The following is a 15,955-nucleotide window of genomic DNA, read 5'->3' as shown; positions in this document are numbered from 1 at the left end:
TTGGGAGGTGGGTGGGCTTGTCTGGAAACGGGTTCGATGGCTCTTCTAACCTCAGTGCACGAGGATCTTGGAGAGGAAGTCCTGTGCGCGCGTCGGACGGCTCTCGGGCCGGCCGAAGAACTCTTCGCTCGAGCAGTCCTCAACGATGCGCCCCTGGTCCATGAAGATCACCCGGTCGCTGACCTGCCGGGCGAAGCCCATCTCGTGGGTCACTACCATCATCGTCATGCCTTCGCGCGCGAGCTTCACCATGACGTCGAGCACCTCGCCCACCATCTCCGGGTCGAGCGCCGAGGTCGGCTCGTCGAACAGCATGACGATCGGATCCATCGACAGCGCCCGCGCAATGGCGACGCGCTGTTGCTGGCCTCCAGAGAGCTGGCCTGGGAACTTGTCCTTGTGGATCGACAAGCCCACGCGATCGAGCATGCGCAGCCCACGCTCGACCGCTTCTGCGCGCGAGCGCTTGAGCACCTGAACTTGGGCCAGAACGAGGTTGTCCGTCACGCTCAGATGCGGAAAGAGCTCGAAGTGCTGGAACACCATGCCGACCCGGGAGCGGAGCTTCGGCAGATCGGTCTTGGGATCGGAGACCTGGATGCCATTGACCGTGATGCTGCCGCGTTGGATGGGCTCCAGTGCGTTGACCGTCTTGATGAGCGTGGATTTGCCGGAGCCGGACGGGCCGCAGACCACGACCACCTCGCCCTCGCGAACATGGGTGCTGCAATCCGTGAGCACCGCGAACTGGCCATACCACTTGGAGACGTCGTTGATTTCGATCATTGCGTTCATTCAGAGCGCCGCTGCGGCCTTGCGCCGCTGCAGCCAGGTGACCCACCAGGCGCCCGCCGTGCACAGCACCAGGTAGACGACGGCGACCAGGATGTAGACCTCGACCACGCGCCCGTCGCGTTGCCCCACCTTGCTGGCCGCGCCGAGAAAGTCGTTCAGGCTGATCACGTAGACCAGCGAGGTGTCCTTGAGCAGGGCAATGGTCTGGTTGATGAGCGAGGGCGTCATGTTGCGAAACGCCTGCGGCAGGATCACGTGTCGCATAGCCTGCCATGGAGACATCCCCAAGGACTGGGCTGCCTGCATCTGGCCTGCGCGCACGCTGCCGATGCCGGCGCGGATGATCTCGCAGTAGTAGGCGGACTCCGCGAGCACGAACGCCACGAGGGCGGCATAGATCGGACCGACGCTGAGGTTGGGATCACCGGTCACGCTGCGCAGCACCACCGGCATCAGGAAATAGATCCACAGGATCGTGAGGATCAGCGGGATCGAGCGGAACAGGTTCACATACCCCGCCACGAGGGCGGCCACCGGTCGCGGCGCGAAGATGCGGGTGATCGCCAGCAGCGTTCCAAGGCCGATTCCGGCCGCCATGGAGGCGGCGACCAGAAAGGCGGTCATCTGCAGGCCCTGCAGCAGGTAGGGCCAGGCGCGCTGGAGAGAGGCCCAATCGAAGTCGTAGCCCATCACGCGGCTCCCAGCAGTCCGGGCACCCGAACCCGGCGTTCGATGTGACGCATGAGCACAATCACGCCGTAGGTGATCGCCATGTAGATGAGCGTCGCCGCAATGAAAGCCTCGAACGGATGGGCGCTGAACTCACTGAGCTGGCGGGTCTGCCCCGTCAACTCCATGAGCCCGATCGTGAGCGCGACGGCCGAGTTCTTGAAGACATTCAAGAAGTCCGAGGTCAGCGGCGGGATGACGATGCGCAGGGCCTGCGGCAGGATCACGTACCGGTAGGCCGCCACGGTTCCCAGGCCCATCGCCATGGCTGCCTGCTTCTGGCTGCGCGGCACAGACTCGATGCCTGCACGCACCTGCTCAGCCGCCTTCGCCGCCGTGTACAGGGTGAGACCGACCAGCACGGTCAGGAACTGGTTCGCCGTCGGGTTCATCTGCTTGAGCGCATTGCCCCATTCGAGGGGCAACAGTTCGGGCACCACGAAGTACCAGAGAAACAGCTGCACAAGCAACGGCGTATTGCGAAAACAGTGGATGTACACCGTCGACAAGTACCGCGCTGTGCGGTTGGTCAGCGTCCTGGCGACGCCAGCGATCAGACCAATGCCCAGTGCCAGTGTCCATGCCAGCAAAGACAGTGCCACCGTCCACAGCAATCCGCGCAGCAGCATCATGCCGTACAGGCCCTCGCCTGTGACCGAGGGCCTGAAGAAGATCAGCCAATCCCAGCTGTAGTGCATCGTGAAGAGTGTTTAGATGGTTCGTGAGGACGGTCGTCAAATGTGGAGCGACAGCGGCTTACAGCGGCTGGTCGTTCGGATGACGCAGGAGCTCTTGCATGTCGGGCGACATCGGGAAGTTGACCGTCACGCTGCCCTTCACCGCGATGGGCTTGAGGAAGTACTTCTCGTACAGCGCGGCAAACTCGCCGGAGCGCATCATCCCGGTGATCACGCCGTCTACCAGCTTCTTGAAAGCCACGTCACCCTTGCGCAGCATGCAGCCATAGGCTTCCTTCTGCTGCGGCACGCCGACCACCTCCCAGTCCGACGGGTTCCTGGCGCGGGCAATGTTGCTGAAGAGAATGATGTCGTCCTGCGTCGCCGCAACAGCGCGCCCCGTCTCCACGGTCAGGAAGTTCTCGTTGATGTCCTTGGCCAGGATGATGTTGATGCCCCACTTGTTCTTCTCGTTGAGCTGCCGCAGCATGCGCTCGGCCGTGGTGCCCGCACTGACCACGACGTTCTTGCTGACGAGGTCGGACCAGTGCTTGATGCCGGAGTTCTTGCGCACCAGAAGCCGCGCGCCAACGACGAAGAAGGTCGTGGAGAACGACACCTGGTTCTGCCGCTCCGCGTTGTTCGTCGTCGAGCTGCACTCCAGATCGACGGTCTGGTTGGCAACCAGCGGAATGCGCGTCTGCGGCGTGACCTCCAGGGTCTTCACTTCCAACTTCGCAAGCTTGAGCTCCTTCTTGACCTGGTCGACCACGCTCTGCGCAATCTCCCAGGCAAAGCCGGCCTGCTTGTTGTTGTCGTCAAGGTAATTGAACGGGATCGAAGCGCCGCGCGTGGCCACCGTGATCACCCCGGTGTCCTTGATCTTCTTGAGCGTGCCCTCCAGCGGCGGCGCGGATTGCGCGGCGACACCGGCGCACAACGCGAGTCCGGCGACGACAAGGAAGGGACGAAGCAAGGCAGAGTGAATGGTTGGCTTGAAGGTCATCGCGGGCTCCAGTAGCGTGGATCAGAGGTTGAAACTCGTTTCGCAGGCGCTCAAGGCGCCCAGCAACTCGTCAAGCAGCGCCTGGGGGTCATCCAGACCGATCGACAGGCGAATGACAGGGCCTTGAACGTCGCAGAAATTGCGCTTGGCGAGTTCTTCCGCGGGGTAAAAGGCGGCGATGCTGCGCACGCCGCCCCAGCTCGCGCCGATCGAGAACAGCTTCAGGTGCCCGAACAGTGCCCGGTAGGCGTCGTAGGGGCCGTCCACGAGTTGCAGCGACATCACGCAGCCGGATTGCCTGAAGTCACGCGCCCAGAGTGCGTGGTCCGGCGCGCCGGGCAGCGCGGGAAAGAGCATCCGGCGCACCAGCGGGTGCGCTGCGAGTCGCTCGGCGATCAACTGTGCGCTGGTGGCCTGGCGCTCCATGCGCACCTGCATCGTGTCGAGACCTCGGGCGACCAGGAAGCAGTCCTCCGGGCTCACGGCCAGCCCCATCAGCGACTGCAGGCCACGCAGGGACCGGTACAGGCCTTCGTCGTTCGTGGCGATGCTGCCCATCAGCACGTCGGAGTGGCCGCCCATGTACTTGGTGCATGCGTGAATGCACAGGTCGACGCCGTGCGCCAGCGCCGCGAAGCCCAATGGACTGGCCCAGGTGTTGTCGATGGCCGTCAGCACGCCGTGAGCGCGCGCCACGGCGGTGATCGCCGGCACATCCTCCACTTCCATCGTCGCGGTGCCGGGAGATTCCAGCCAGATGAGCCGCGTGTTCGGGCGCACAAGGCGCTCGATGCCGGCGCCGATACGCGGCGGATAAAACTCGACTTCGATGCCGAGCGCCTGCAACCGCTCGACGGCGAAGGACTTGGCCAAGCCGTAGGCGGCGTCGGTCATCAGCAGGTGATCACCCTTCTTGAGCAGCGCCAGGAGCGCGCTGCAGATGGCCGCCTGCCCGGAGGGAAAGACGACGCAATGTGCGGCACCGTCCAGTTCGGCGATGCGCGTCTCCAGGGCACGCTGCGTCGGCGTGCCCGTCGTGCCGTAGCTGAAGCCATCCGGCAGGCGGGTGCGGCGGTTGACGAAATCGTCGAGTGAATCGAAGACGACGGTGGAGGCACGCCACACCGGCGGGACGAGGCTGGCGAATGCGCCCCGAGGAGAGGTGTCGAGATTGGGGATGGGAGAGTTCACGATGGAAGACGGAGCTGTTCGTTGGAAGTGCGATCAGTTGGCGGGTGCGGATTCGATGAGCTGCAGCGCTTGCTTCATCTGATCGACGGCCATGTTCTCGAGATCGGTGTAGACCTTCATCTCCACCGACAGGCGGGCGAAGGTTTCCTTGGCCACGGCGATCTTGGCCGGGTCGTTGGTCTTGGGGTTGGCCAGTGCCGCCTCCAGGCGCTTGTACTCGCTGGTGAGAAAGGCCGGTTGTTCGCCGATGGCGCGCAGGCCGGCGTTGGTCATCGAGCGGATGCGCAACACCATCTTCACATCCGACTGCTCCATCTCGCCCTGCGCGCGCTCCAGGGCGAGCTTCGCTGCAAGCGCTTGCTGGCTGTCCGGCTTCTTGGTGGCGGCGATGGTCTGGAATTTGGCGATGTCGCCGGAAAAATCGTGCGCCCACGCAGGTGCGGCACATGCCAGGACGGTCACTGCAAGAACTGTCTGAAGTTTCATGTCGCTTCTCCGGAAGGTGGCTGAAGACGCCAACTCTAGGACGATGGAGATAATCCGGATCGCGCTCGAAATTCTTTCTCCATAAGCGGTTGTTATATGTTGCTCCGAGAGATCGAGGTGTTCCGTTCCGTGATGTCCGTGGGCTCTGCGAGCAAGGCCGCCGCGCTGCTGGGCGTCACGCAGCCCGCCATCAGCCAGTCGCTGCGCAGGCTCGAGGAAGCGGCTGGATTCCCGTTGTTTCGCCGGCTGCGAGGCCGCCTGCAGCCCACGCCCGAAGCGCAAGCCCTGCTGGTCGAGGTCGAGCGTGTCTTCGTGGGTCTCAGCAGCATCGAGCACCGCATGCGCAGCCTCAAGCGCTTCGGCGTGAACACGCTGCGCATGGCGGTCTACCCGGCCTTCGGCCTGACCTTCGTCCCCCGCGTGCTGTCGCGGCTCGTGTCCGAGCGCCGCGATTCCGAAGACCGTCCCCAGATCTCGCTGCAGGTGCTCAGTTCGCGGGAGGTGCACGAGGCCGTGCTGGGGCGCCAGGTCGACTTCGGATTGATGGCCGACGAGATGCCGACGACCGGCCTGGAGCATTCCGAGTTCGCACGTTTTCCGGGGGTGGTGGTGATGCATGCGAAGCACCGGCTGACCAAGGCCAGGACGATCCAGCCGCATCAGCTCGCGGAAGAGCCGTTCCTGGCGCTCAACCCCGAGGACGCGTCGCGGCGGCGCCTGGAGCGGGCTTTGGCGGAGTTCAACGTCGGGTTGAGCGTGCTGGTCGAAACCCCCTACGCTGCAAGCGTGTGCGAGATGGCTCTGAGCGGCATGGGCATCGGCTTTGTCAATCCGGTCACCGCCATGGAGTACGCCCAACGTGGCCTGGTCATCCGTCCACTGTCTCTGGAAGTCTCCTTCGCGGGGGTGCTGGTACTGCCCCCGGGGCAGCCGCTGTCCGGCCTCGCCTCGCGAGTGCTTCAGCTCATGCGCATGCAACTGGCCGAAGACCAGAAGGCCCTGGCCAATCTTCTCAAACCCCGCGCCAAAGCTTGACCGCCAAGCCTCAGTGACGCTTCGTTCGCGTTCCGCAGCAACGAGGCTTTTGCGCCTCGGCGGCCAGAACCCCGTAGGCCTTGGCCACTGTCTCGCTGACCGGGGCATCGGCAGGGGCGCAGGCCTCGATGGCGCACAGCAAGTGCTCGGCAACCGCCCAGTTTCGCTGTCGCAGGGCCTCCTGGTAGATCTCCAGCAAGTGCAGCTCGAGTGGCTTGGGTCTCTTCATGGGAACTCCTTCGCGCGCAGCGAAGCCGCCCGGGGCCGCACACCCCTAGGTTGATCTTTCGCCGACGTGGGACGCATGAGCATCGCTCTTGGCTCCACGCAAGCGCAAGGCGTTGGTAATGACCGAGGCCGAACTCAGGCTCATCGCCAGCGCCGCGATCATCGGCGAGAGCAGCCATCCGGTGAACGGAAACAGCACCCCTGCGGCCAGTGGCACGCCCAGTGCGTTGTAGAGGAAGGCGAAACCGAGGTTCTGCTTCATGTTGGCGATCGTCTGCTCGGAGATGACGCGCGCCTGCGCAATGCCGCGCAGGTCGCCCTTGACCAGCGTCACCTGGGCGCTGTTCATCGCGACATCGGTGCCGGTGCCCATCGCCACGCCGACGTCGGCCTTGGCAAGCGCAGGCGCGTCGTTGATGCCGTCGCCCGCCATCGCGACGATGCGGCCTTCGCGCTGCAGCTTATCGACCAGCGCGAGCTTGTCGGCTGGCTTGACCTCGCCGTGCACCTCGTCGATCCCCAGCTTCGCGGCGACGGCACGAGCGGTGGTCAAGCCGTCTCCGGTGGCCATGATGACCCGCAGGCCCGAGGCCTTGAGTGCGGCCAGCGCCTCCAAGGTGGTGGGCTTGATCGGGTCCGAGACCGCGAGCAGGCCGGCCGGCTGGCCGTCCACCGCCAGGAACATGACACTGGCGCCTTCGGCCCGCATGGCCTCGGCCTGCGGCTTGAGGTCGTCGACCCGCACGCGCAGCTGTTCCATGAGCGCCGTATTGCCGAGCGCCAGCTTCCGGCCGCCCACGCCGCCGCTCACGCCAATGCCGCTGCTGGATTCGAAACCGTCGGGCGTGACAAGAGCCAGGTTGCGCTCGCGCGCCGCGCGCACGATGGCGTCGGCCAGGGGGTGTTCGCTTCCTTGGTCCAGGCTGGCCGCGAGGCGCAGCACCTCGTCTTCAGTGAAGCCTGGCGCAGGCACCGCGCGCTCGAACTGCGGCCGGCCTTCCGTCAGAGTGCCGGTCTTGTCGACGATGAGCGCATCGACCTTGCGGAAGTTTTCGATCGCGGCCGCATCGCGGAACAGCACGCCCTGCGTGGCCGCCTTGCCCGTGGCCACCATGATCGACATTGGCGTGGCGAGGCCGAGTGCACAGGGGCAGGCAATGATGAGCACCGCCACGGCGTTGATCAGGCCGTAGACCCAGCTGGGCTGCGGCCCGAAGAATCCCCAGGCGAAGAAGGTCAGCACCGCGATGGCGATGACGGTCATGACGAAGTAGCCGGCGACCTGGTCGGCCATCCGCTGCATCGGCGCCCTGGAGCGCTGGGCCTGCGCGACCATCTGCACGATGCTCGCGAGCACGGTCTGCGAGCCGACTTTCTCCGACTGCATGACGAGTGCGCCGTTGGTGTTCATCGTCGCGCCGATGAGCTTGTCGCCCACGCGCTTGGTCACGGGCAAGGGCTCACCTGTCAGCATGGACTCGTCGACGGCGCTGCTGCCTTCGATCACCACGCCGTCCACGGGCACTTTCTCTCCAGGGCGCACGCGCAGCTTGTCGCCCACATGCACATGGCCGATCGGTACGTCCTCCTCGGCGCCGTCAGGGCCGATGCGGCGCGCGGTTTTTGGAGCGAGGCCCAGCAGTGACTTGATGGCTGCGGAGGTCTGCGACCGTGCCTTGAGCTCGAGGATCTGACCCAGCAAAGTCAAGGAAATGATCACCGCGGCCGCTTCGAAATACACCGCCACGCGCCCCATCGAGACGAACGACGCAGGAAACACGCCGGGCGCCACGGTGGCCACGACGCTGTAGACAAAGGCGGCGGCCGTGCCCAGACCGATCAGGGTCCACATGTTCGGGCTGCGGTTCGCCACGGATTGCACCGCGCGCTCGAAGAACGGCCAGCCGGCCCACAGCACGATCGGCACGGTGAGCACGAGCTCAATCCAACTCTGCATGCCCATCTCGAACCACTGGAATCGATGGCCGGCCATGGCGAGCACGGTGACAACGACGGTGAGCGGCAGCGTCCAGAAGAAGCGCCGCTTGAAATCTTTCAGTTCCGGGTCTTCCCCCTCCTCGAGTGTCGGCATCTCGGGCTCCAGCGACATGCCGCACTTGGGGCAATTGCCTGGGTGGTCCTGCCGGATTTCCGGGTGCATGGGGCAGGTGTAGATTGTGCCCACGGGGTTAGTCTGCGCGGAGTCTGCAGGCGCGAGAACGAGCGGGGCTGCCGCCTGTGCGCTGCGCTTTGCATACTTTGTCGGGTCGGCCTCGAACTTGGATTTGCACCCCGCACTACAGAAATAGACCGACCCACCCTCGTGCTGCAAGACGTGTTTGGATTGCGTGGTCACCGTCATCCCGCAAACAGGATCCTTCAGCGTCGCATCGGTCTCAGGCGAAGGTTCTCCAGAGGCGGGCGGGTGCGCCCTGTGATGCCCCTGGTGGTGTTCATGCAGGTTGGAAGGCGTAGGGCTCATTCGAGTTCTCCAATGAAAATTGCCAGGGTGCACCCCGCACGGCGGCGCATTCAGTCCACACAGGCCCGCGCGAGACCACATCAGCCGATTGAGGCCGCTGTCCCGTGCGAGCGGATCACTTCGGCGGGTAGCCGGCTTTCGTCAGGGCCGCGGTCACAGACTCACGGTCCTCGGCGCTGTCGACGCGCAACGTTTTGGTCGGCAGATCGACTTCGACCTTCGCCGTGGCGTCCAGATTCTTGACGGCCTGAGCGATCCGGCTCGCGCAGCCGCCACAGGACATTGACTGGATGACGAACTCTTGCATGAGAGACTCCTTGATGAAAGTGATCCCAGTATCAAGCTTGACATCGTGTGAAGGTCAAGCGACTGGCGCCAGATCCTCCAACCGTGTGGCTCCCTGCATTCAGGCTTCCACCTCCAGGACCATCATCAGGCCGCCGCCTCCGTCCTGCTCGACATTGTTGTTGGTCGTGTGGTGCGGGATATGGCAGTGGACCAGCCATTTTCCGGGCCGCAAAGCCTTCCAGATCACGTCGTAGCGCTGACCGGGTCCGACATTGACGGTGTCGGCCTGGAAGCGCGCCGACTCCGGCAAGACGTACCCGTCCCTGGCGACGACAGTGAACGGGCCGCCATGGACGTGCATGGGGTGCACGAAGTTGTTGTTGCTGCCCACGAACCTGAGTTTGATCGTCTCGCCGACTTTCATCTTCACCGTGTCGGTTGCGGGGAATGCCTTGCCATTGATAGTGAAGTAGTTGGGAAGGCCGCCCTCCATCAGCATGGCCGGATAGGTCAGGCCTTCGCGCTTGAGCCACTCCTGCAACTGCAACACGTACTCATGGTCGGCCTTGGGGGCCTCCTGCGGGCTCCTGGGATCGATGATCAGTGCACCGTACAGGCCGAAGGCCTGCTGTCGATCGACATGGTCGTGTGTGTGATAGAAAAAAGTTCCAGCCTGCTCTGTCGTGAATTCATAGGTGTACGAGTCTCCGGGCTGGATCGGCTTCTGTGTGATCTTGGCGGGACCGTCCATTTCGTTCGGCAAGATCAAGCCGTGCCAGTGCACCGTGGTGCTTTCGGGCAGGCGGTTGGTCACCTTGATGCGCACGCGATCACCTTCCGTGACCCGAATCCTCGGGCCAGGAATCGTCGCATTGAACGCATAGCCTTCGACCGTCACATCCGGGAGGATGTTCCAACGGATGACGCTGGTCTCGAGATTGAAGACCTTGACCCCGTTGTCCAGCGTCGGGACCAGGTCCACGTCGCCACGGGCCTGCGCTGCGGCAGCCTGTGTGACCAGACGCGGGTGGATGGCCGACATGTCGCGCATCGCGTCGCCCGGAGTGTCCCAGCCCATGATCATCGACGGCGGCATGATGGCACCGCGCACGTCCCGGTTCGACAGGCGCATGTTCACGAACATCGCTGGCATCGTCATGCCGGCGAGCAGCATGAGCGTGGTCGTCATGGTCACTGCGGCCAATTGTGGCCGCGTCACATTGGGGCGCATGCCGTGACCATTGCGGCCGCCTTGTCCATCTTGGCCGGGCTGCGTGCCGTGCGCGTGACCGACTGGAGCGTCAGTTGGCGCTTTTTCCGGGAGCGAGCCTTCTTCATGCCCCGCGTGAGCACCATGACCACCGTGCCCCGTATTGGTTGGCGTGCCGTGCGCCGCCGTAGCCATTGCGGCGATCCCATGATCGCCTTTCGCGGGCATGTCCGATGGGCCGCCGGTTGCCTTCTCGGGCCGACGTTCGGTCATCAATCCGTGCTTCATCTTGCGCGACACCATCCAGACGTTCACCGGATAGGCCACCGCAAACCCAACGGCCACACCCAGGGACATCACGCCCCAGAAGACGAGTTCGGTCGGATCCATGGCGCGCATGTCCCGGCCCATCATCAGCAGCGCCATCGTCGGCGCCATGCCCGCCATCATCGCGTTCATGCTGATGAATTCCGGCATGAAGGACTTCTTGACGTTCTCCAGATACGTGCCACCCATCATGTTCTTCATGAAGAGGGATTGAAAGATGAAAAGGCCGAACGCGAAGCCTGCGACGTACTCCACGATCAGGTCGACCCACATCGGAAGACCCAGCATCGCGGTCACGACGGCGGCCAGGATGATCCCGGTCGCATCACCTGCAACGCAGTGGATCGTCGAGCCGACGCCTTGCTTCCACAGTGGTTTGACGAATTCTTCGTGCGCTCCGGGAGCTGGCTCCTTGTCCGCCATCACGTACAGCAGAAGACCCAAAGGCCCCAGGTAGAGGGTGACGAGGATGAACCCCCACTTCATCACCAGCGGCTCGGGGTTATGGCGCAACTGGTCCCAGGCGACGTAGGCCGTCGACAAGGCCGCCAGCACAAACCAGACAGCGAGAAAGTAATCAATGGGCTGAATGAGCATGAGATTTCCTTCAAGAGGCCGGCCGAAGCAGTTCGCAGAGCAGTGGTCAGCGCCTCGTGGCTTTTTGTCGGGAGAGAACGAGACTGAGTGCGCGAGAACAAGGGCGCCGTCGACCGCTCAGACTGGCGCGTGGTGTACGCGGTGTCTGTCAGACGTCGGCTCTACCAGAATCCGGCACGGTCATTGAATACCTCGCCGGCGGCGTTTGGTCTTCTTCGAACTGCTCGGTCGAGCCGATCCTCGGTGTCTGTTGTCAATGGAATTTCCCTTTCGACGCTTTCGCAGTTGCCACCCGAGGACGCCCAGGAAGATGACCACGACAACGACCCAGGCGATGAACATCGTGCCGACAACATTGGTTGAAACCCATCTCCCCGTCACATACATGCCTGCCTCCTAGGGTGCCGCCAGCCCTCGACGCATGGTGCCGTTCAATGCAACCCCGCGATGTAGTCGGACACGGCCTTGATCTCGCGATCGTTGAGCTTGGCTGCAACGCCGCTCATGGGCACGCTGTTGAGTCGCCCCCCATCGCGAAATGCGGTCAGCTGAGCGGCGGTGTACTCGGCGTGCTGCCCCCCCAGTCGCGGGTACTGGATCGGGAGGCCGGCGCCATTGGGGCTGTGACAGCCTGCGCAGGCCGGGACACTGCGCTCCCCGATGCCGCCGCGATAGATTCGTTCGCCCAGAGCCACCAGATCCTTGTCTTTCGCAAACCCGGGCTTGATGGGCTTGGAACCAAGGAACCAGGCGACGTCGCGCATTTCCTTCTCGGACAGCATTGCGGCCATGCCACTCATGATCGGACTCTTACGTTTGCCGGATTTGAATTCCTGGAGTTGCTTGACCAGGTACTCAGGATGCTGTTGAGCCAGCTTGGGGTTGGCGGGTATGGCCGAGTTCCCATCCGCGCTGTGGCACGCGGCGCACGACTTGCCATTGAAAACGACTTCGCCGTTTGCAATGTCGGGTTTCGATTTGGCGGAGACCCTGTCGATCGGCGCCGGTGCGGCAGGATCGGCCGCGAACGAAAAACCTGAAGCGAGTCCACCGAAGGTGAAGAGAAGAAGGGACGCAAACAATTTCATGAGGTGCTCAGGTTTTTGGTGGGCTGCCTGCAAAGATGGCTGGAGGTCGTGTGGCGGCCGCGTCAGCCACCGGACGCTCGTGCAGGCAACAGCACGCGAATGGGTGTGCCGCACCTGACGACGTTGGTCGAGACGATGTCGCCCAACTCGATGGATGCCGCAAGATCCAGCATCACAGTGTGCGCGTGGCGCTGCCCCGTGGAACGATCGACCAGGACGGCGAAGTGCAGTACTGCAAGATCCTCGGCGCTGGCTGCCTTCCTGCAATCTGTGCGCCCGCCGCGCTGAATCTCGTTTGCGCGGCCGATCTCGACAATCTCGCCTGTGCGCCAGCCGTCCTGGAATTCGCGATGCTGCCGGTAGAAATCGGCGCAGCCCGTCAGACTGGCGCAGATCGCCACACCGAGAATCCCGATCACTGCAGCACGCGCCGTCACGGTCGTGCGATGGCTCATCTTTTCCATCTCGACTGCAGATGGCGTGCGCTGGGACCCGTCGGGACTGGCCTGGGCCTGTCGACGCCCTGGCTGGCGCTGTTCAAATGGCAAAGTAAAGGCCACTGAACGTCGGGAAGCATCGCTCGGGAAATCCCGGCAGGTAGAGCGAACGCTCAGGAACCTGCCACTGTTCGCGCAGGGTGTAGCCCAGCTCCTCGATCTCGTTGATGAAGCGTTGGCGGTTGTAGACGTGCATCGGAGCAAAGCAGCCAGCGCCGATGTTCTGTGCCGTGACGTAGTCCTCGCCGTCGTAGAGCGGAAGCTTGTTCAGCAGGACATGCCGTGGCCGCGTGTCGCACCGCTGAAGCAGATCACCGGGACGCGCATTCTCGACATAGTGCAGAGCACCGGCCGACAGCCAGATGTCGTTGCCGTGAAGCACCTGCGACAGATCCTCCGCGAAGCTCAGTCCAGTGGCATCGGCCTGGCTGGCGATTTCCCTCCCGATGGTCGCGATCGCAGGTACTTCGACGACGCGCCAGGACAGGTCCTGCGGCATCTCGAAATAGCGGCGGTAGGCGTAGAAGTGAACTCCCACCGAGCCGCCGATATCGAGCACCTTGGTGGCGCCGTCTCTGAACGCGCGTTCGAGCCACCACATCACGGGGTAGTCGTATGCAAACACCTTCTTCGTGCGGACATTCACGTACTCTTCCGCCAAGGCCGCGTGGTCGAATTCCGGACCGTCAGGCAGCCAATCCCGCGCTTCGGCAAAGTTGTTGAACACGCCGAAGTAACCGCCGAACCCAGCCTCGGAGAAGAACTGCTGGCGTCGCCAGCGCTGCAGCGCTGGCCGGGTGACCGGCCCCTCCAGGATCTGCCGAACGACTTGCGAAGCACTCGAGTAAGCCATTCTTTCCTCCGTCCTGTTGGTAGTCGCCGCTCGCTTGTTTCTATGCGCTCAGCGGGCTAATTCGATCTTCGTGACGACGATTTTGCCGTCGATCTTTTCCGCCTGGAAACGGACTTTGGCACCAGTCTCGAGCTTGTCGAGCATGGCGTCGTCCTTGACCCCGAACACCATCGTCATGCCAGGCATGTCGAGGTTCTTGAGCGGGCCGTGCTTGATCGTGAGCTTCTTGTTGTCTTTGTCGACCTTGCGGATCTCGCCTTCGGCGAGCTCAGAGGCTGCGGCGTCCGATCCGCCGGCCGCAGGGGCCTTCTCGGACATGCCCGGCATGTCGGCCATGGACTTGGAGGACTGCGCACCGGCTGCGCCGGCGAACGAGAGTGCGGCAACGAATGCCAAGAGTGCGATGCGGATGTTTGACATGAGGATCTCCTGTGCTATGAATGAATTTGGAGTCCCGCCGCGTTCCGATGGAAGTGTGCGGCGGAGCGTGTTGCTTACTTGCCAGTCTTGCTCACGTTCACGGCGCCCTTCATGCCGGCGTCGTAGTGGCCGGGCTGCAGACACGCGAAGTCGACTTTTCCGGCCTTGGTGAACTGCCAGACGATCTCGCCGGTCTTGCCCGCGGCCAGCGTCACCATGTTCGGATCGGAGTGCTCCATCTCCGGGTTCTTCTTCATGACTTCGTAGTGCTCCTTGAGCTCCTTCTCGGTTCCGATCACGAGCTCGTGTTTGAGTTGGCCGGAGTTCTTGACGACGAAGCGCACGGTCTCACCCTGCTTCACCTTGATGTCGGCGGGAGTGAAGCGCATGCCGTCGGTCATGTCGACGTTGATGGTGCGGGTGGCCTTGCTGGCCACACCGGGCTTGCCGATTGCCTCGTCGGCATCGTGGCCGTGACCACCGGCATGGGTGCCGGATGCCGAAGCGCCAGCGGCGGCCAAGGCCACGAGTGCTGCGAGAGCGGTGTTGCGGAAGGTGTGTTTCATGGGTTTTCCTTTGAGAGTTGGAGGTTGAAACGGAGGGTGAGAAAACTAGTGATTCGAATGGCCGCTGCCGGGCTTTCGAATCTGAACTTCGATGTTCTTTGCGGGCATGTTCTGGGCTGGCATCGCGGCTGCGCCGGCACCACGTTGGCGCGTGGTCTCAGGCGGTGGTCCATTGAGTTCGTAGGCGACCGTGCCCTTCGGGTGCTTGAACCAGCCCGGGTTCGAGTAATCGCCGGCCTTCTGGTTTTTGCGCACCTTGACCATGCTGAACATGCCGCCCATCTCGACCGAGCCGAACGGGCCTTCGCCGGTCATCATTCGCGCGGTGTTGTCGGGAATCGGCATTTCCATCTCGGCCATGTCAGCCATGCCGCGCTCGCCCATGACCATGTAGTCGGGCACCAGGCTTGTGATCTGCTTGGCCACATCCTTGTGGTCCAGGCCAATCATGGTCGGTACGTCATGGCCCATCGCGTTCATCGTGTGATGGCTCTTGTGGCAGTGGAAGGCCCAGTCGCCTTCCTCATCGGCAAGGAACTCGATCTGGCGCATCTGTCCGACCGCCACGTCAGTGGTCACCTCGTACTGGCGCGTGCTCTTGGGCGTCGGCCCGCCATCGGTGCCGGTGACGAGGAACTCGTGCCCGTGCAAGTGCATCGGGTGATTCGTCATCGTCAGGTTGCCGATGCGAATGCGCACCTTGTCGTTGAGCCGCACATTGAGCGAGTCGATGCCAGGAAAGATCCGGCTGTTCCAGGACCACAGGTTGAAGTCCAGCATGGTCATGATCTTGGGCGTGGCGCTGCCAGGCTCGACGTCGTAGGCGTTGAGCAGGAACACGAAGTCGCGGTCGACCTTCTCGATCAGCGGATGCTCGGCCTTGGGGTGCGTCACCCAGAAACCCATCATGCCCATCGCCATCTGCGTCATCTCGTCCGCATGCGGGTGGTACATGAAGGTGCCAGGGCGGCGCGCGACGAACTCGTAGACGAAGGTCTTGCCTGGGTTGATCGGGGGCTGGTTCAGGCCCACGACGCCGTCCATGCCGTTGGGCAGGCGCTGGCCGTGCCAGTGGATGCTAGTGTGCTCGGGCAGTTTGTTGGTCACGAAGATGCGCACCCGATCGCCTTCCACGACCTCGATAGTCGGGCCGGGCGACTGGCCGTTGTAGCCCCACAGGTTGGCCTTGAAGCCGGGCGCCATCTCGCGCACCACGGGCTCGGCCACCAGGTGGAATTCCTTGACGCCGTTGTTCATGCGCCAGGGCAGCGTCCAGCCGTTGAGGGTGACCACGGGGTTGTAGGGGCGTCCGCTCGAAGGCATCAGCGGCGGCATGGTGTTGGGCGTCGTCTGGAGCACGGGCTCCGGCAAGGCAGCCATTGCCACCTTGCTCACGCTGGCCGCGGCGATGGCGCCCGTGATGGCACCCGCACCGCTCAGGAAATTGCGTCTGTTTGTCATGTTGTTCAAATGGGTTGGA

General features: G+C 63.3%; 18 protein-coding genes. 2 read left to right on the top strand and 16 right to left on the bottom strand.

The genetic code is table 11. The features are described from left to right. Window positions 1–51: 51 nt before the first annotated feature. From CY658_RS31945 to CY658_RS31920, 6 genes are read right to left on the bottom strand one after another with little or no spacing between them, the layout of a single operon-like run. A complete protein-coding gene (locus CY658_RS31945) occupies window positions 52–786 on the bottom strand; it encodes an amino acid ABC transporter ATP-binding protein (protein ID WP_101493982.1) in 735 nt (244 codons plus the stop codon). A 9-nt stretch (window positions 787–795) separates the two neighbouring features. Continuing rightward, window positions 796–1,485, bottom strand: coding sequence for an amino acid ABC transporter permease (locus tag CY658_RS31940; protein WP_101493981.1), 690 nt, complete (start codon window positions 1,483–1,485; stop codon window positions 796–798). Further along, entirely contained in the window at window positions 1,485–2,222 is a 738-nt protein-coding gene (locus CY658_RS31935; RefSeq protein ID WP_101493980.1) for an amino acid ABC transporter permease, read from the bottom strand. Before CY658_RS31935 ends, CY658_RS31940 begins: the two co-directional genes overlap by 1 nt. 58 nt (window positions 2,223–2,280) lie before the next feature. Further along, window positions 2,281–3,207, bottom strand: a complete 927-nt coding sequence (locus CY658_RS31930; RefSeq protein WP_101493979.1) for a transporter substrate-binding domain-containing protein — start codon at window positions 3,205–3,207, stop codon at window positions 2,281–2,283. Window positions 3,208–3,228: 21 nt separating this feature from the next. Continuing rightward, window positions 3,229–4,398 carry a trans-sulfuration enzyme family protein gene (locus tag CY658_RS31925; protein ID WP_101493978.1) on the bottom strand — a complete coding sequence of 390 codons (1,170 nt, stop codon included), beginning with the start codon at window positions 4,396–4,398 and terminating at the stop codon, window positions 3,229–3,231. Window positions 4,399–4,431: 33 nt separating this feature from the next. After that, a complete protein-coding gene (locus tag CY658_RS31920) occupies window positions 4,432–4,884 on the bottom strand; it encodes a hypothetical protein (RefSeq protein WP_143713831.1) in 453 nt (150 codons plus the stop codon). 96 nt (window positions 4,885–4,980) lie between these two features. On the opposite strand from CY658_RS31920, the gene CY658_RS31915 reads away from it, so the two are divergent. Next, on the top strand, window positions 4,981–5,919 hold the full coding sequence (locus CY658_RS31915) for a LysR substrate-binding domain-containing protein (RefSeq protein WP_101493976.1): 939 nt from the start codon (window positions 4,981–4,983) through the stop codon (window positions 5,917–5,919). A gap of 10 nt (window positions 5,920–5,929) precedes the next feature. On the opposite strand, the gene CY658_RS31910 is transcribed toward CY658_RS31915, so the two are convergent. The 4 genes from CY658_RS31910 to CY658_RS31895 form a co-directional block, all read right to left on the bottom strand. Continuing rightward, window positions 5,930–6,148 (bottom strand): hypothetical protein, encoded by a 219-nt coding sequence (locus CY658_RS31910; protein ID WP_101493975.1) that lies wholly within the window; start codon window positions 6,146–6,148, stop codon window positions 5,930–5,932. Between the two features lie 45 nt (window positions 6,149–6,193). Further along, entirely contained in the window at window positions 6,194–8,629 is a 2,436-nt protein-coding gene (locus CY658_RS31905) for a heavy metal translocating P-type ATPase (protein ID WP_180839102.1), read from the bottom strand. Between the two features lie 115 nt (window positions 8,630–8,744). After that, window positions 8,745–8,936 (bottom strand): heavy-metal-associated domain-containing protein, encoded by a 192-nt coding sequence (locus tag CY658_RS31900; protein ID WP_101493974.1) that lies wholly within the window; start codon window positions 8,934–8,936, stop codon window positions 8,745–8,747. A 99-nt stretch (window positions 8,937–9,035) separates the two neighbouring features. Then, window positions 9,036–11,051: a DUF4396 domain-containing protein gene (locus CY658_RS31895; RefSeq protein WP_101493973.1), complete on the bottom strand. Its 2,016-nt coding sequence runs from the start codon at window positions 11,049–11,051 to the stop codon at window positions 9,036–9,038. A gap of 87 nt (window positions 11,052–11,138) precedes the next feature. Here CY658_RS31895 and CY658_RS32625 point away from each other — a divergent pair, with 87 nt between their 5' ends. Further along, on the top strand, window positions 11,139–11,414 hold the full coding sequence (locus CY658_RS32625) for a hypothetical protein (RefSeq protein WP_143713830.1): 276 nt from the start codon (window positions 11,139–11,141) through the stop codon (window positions 11,412–11,414). Window positions 11,415–11,482: 68 nt separating this feature from the next. Here CY658_RS32625 and CY658_RS31890 read toward each other — a convergent pair whose 3' ends face one another. The 6 genes from CY658_RS31890 to CY658_RS31865 form a co-directional block, all read right to left on the bottom strand. Further along, window positions 11,483–12,139, bottom strand: a complete 657-nt coding sequence (locus CY658_RS31890; protein ID WP_101493972.1) for a c-type cytochrome — start codon at window positions 12,137–12,139, stop codon at window positions 11,483–11,485. Between the two features lie 62 nt (window positions 12,140–12,201). Further along, complete coding sequence (locus CY658_RS31885; RefSeq protein ID WP_101493971.1) at window positions 12,202–12,594, bottom strand: hypothetical protein; 393 nt, start codon at window positions 12,592–12,594, stop codon at window positions 12,202–12,204. Between the two features lie 82 nt (window positions 12,595–12,676). Further along, window positions 12,677–13,489 (bottom strand): methyltransferase, TIGR04325 family, encoded by an 813-nt coding sequence (locus CY658_RS31880; protein WP_101493970.1) that lies wholly within the window; start codon window positions 13,487–13,489, stop codon window positions 12,677–12,679. 48 nt (window positions 13,490–13,537) lie between these two features. Next, window positions 13,538–13,909, bottom strand: a complete 372-nt coding sequence (locus CY658_RS31875; RefSeq protein WP_180839101.1) for a copper-binding protein — start codon at window positions 13,907–13,909, stop codon at window positions 13,538–13,540. A gap of 74 nt (window positions 13,910–13,983) precedes the next feature. Then, window positions 13,984–14,475, bottom strand: a complete 492-nt coding sequence (locus tag CY658_RS31870) for a cupredoxin domain-containing protein (RefSeq protein ID WP_101493969.1) — start codon at window positions 14,473–14,475, stop codon at window positions 13,984–13,986. A gap of 45 nt (window positions 14,476–14,520) precedes the next feature. Further along, window positions 14,521–15,936 carry a multicopper oxidase family protein gene (locus tag CY658_RS31865; protein ID WP_101494013.1) on the bottom strand — a complete coding sequence of 472 codons (1,416 nt, stop codon included), beginning with the start codon at window positions 15,934–15,936 and terminating at the stop codon, window positions 14,521–14,523. Window positions 15,937–15,955 lie beyond the last annotated feature (19 nt).

This window comes from Variovorax sp. RO1 (assembly GCF_002849325.1).
Classification (GTDB): Bacteria; Pseudomonadota; Gammaproteobacteria; order Burkholderiales; family Burkholderiaceae_C; genus Variovorax.
This window is presented reverse-complemented; position numbering and strand designations above follow the sequence as displayed.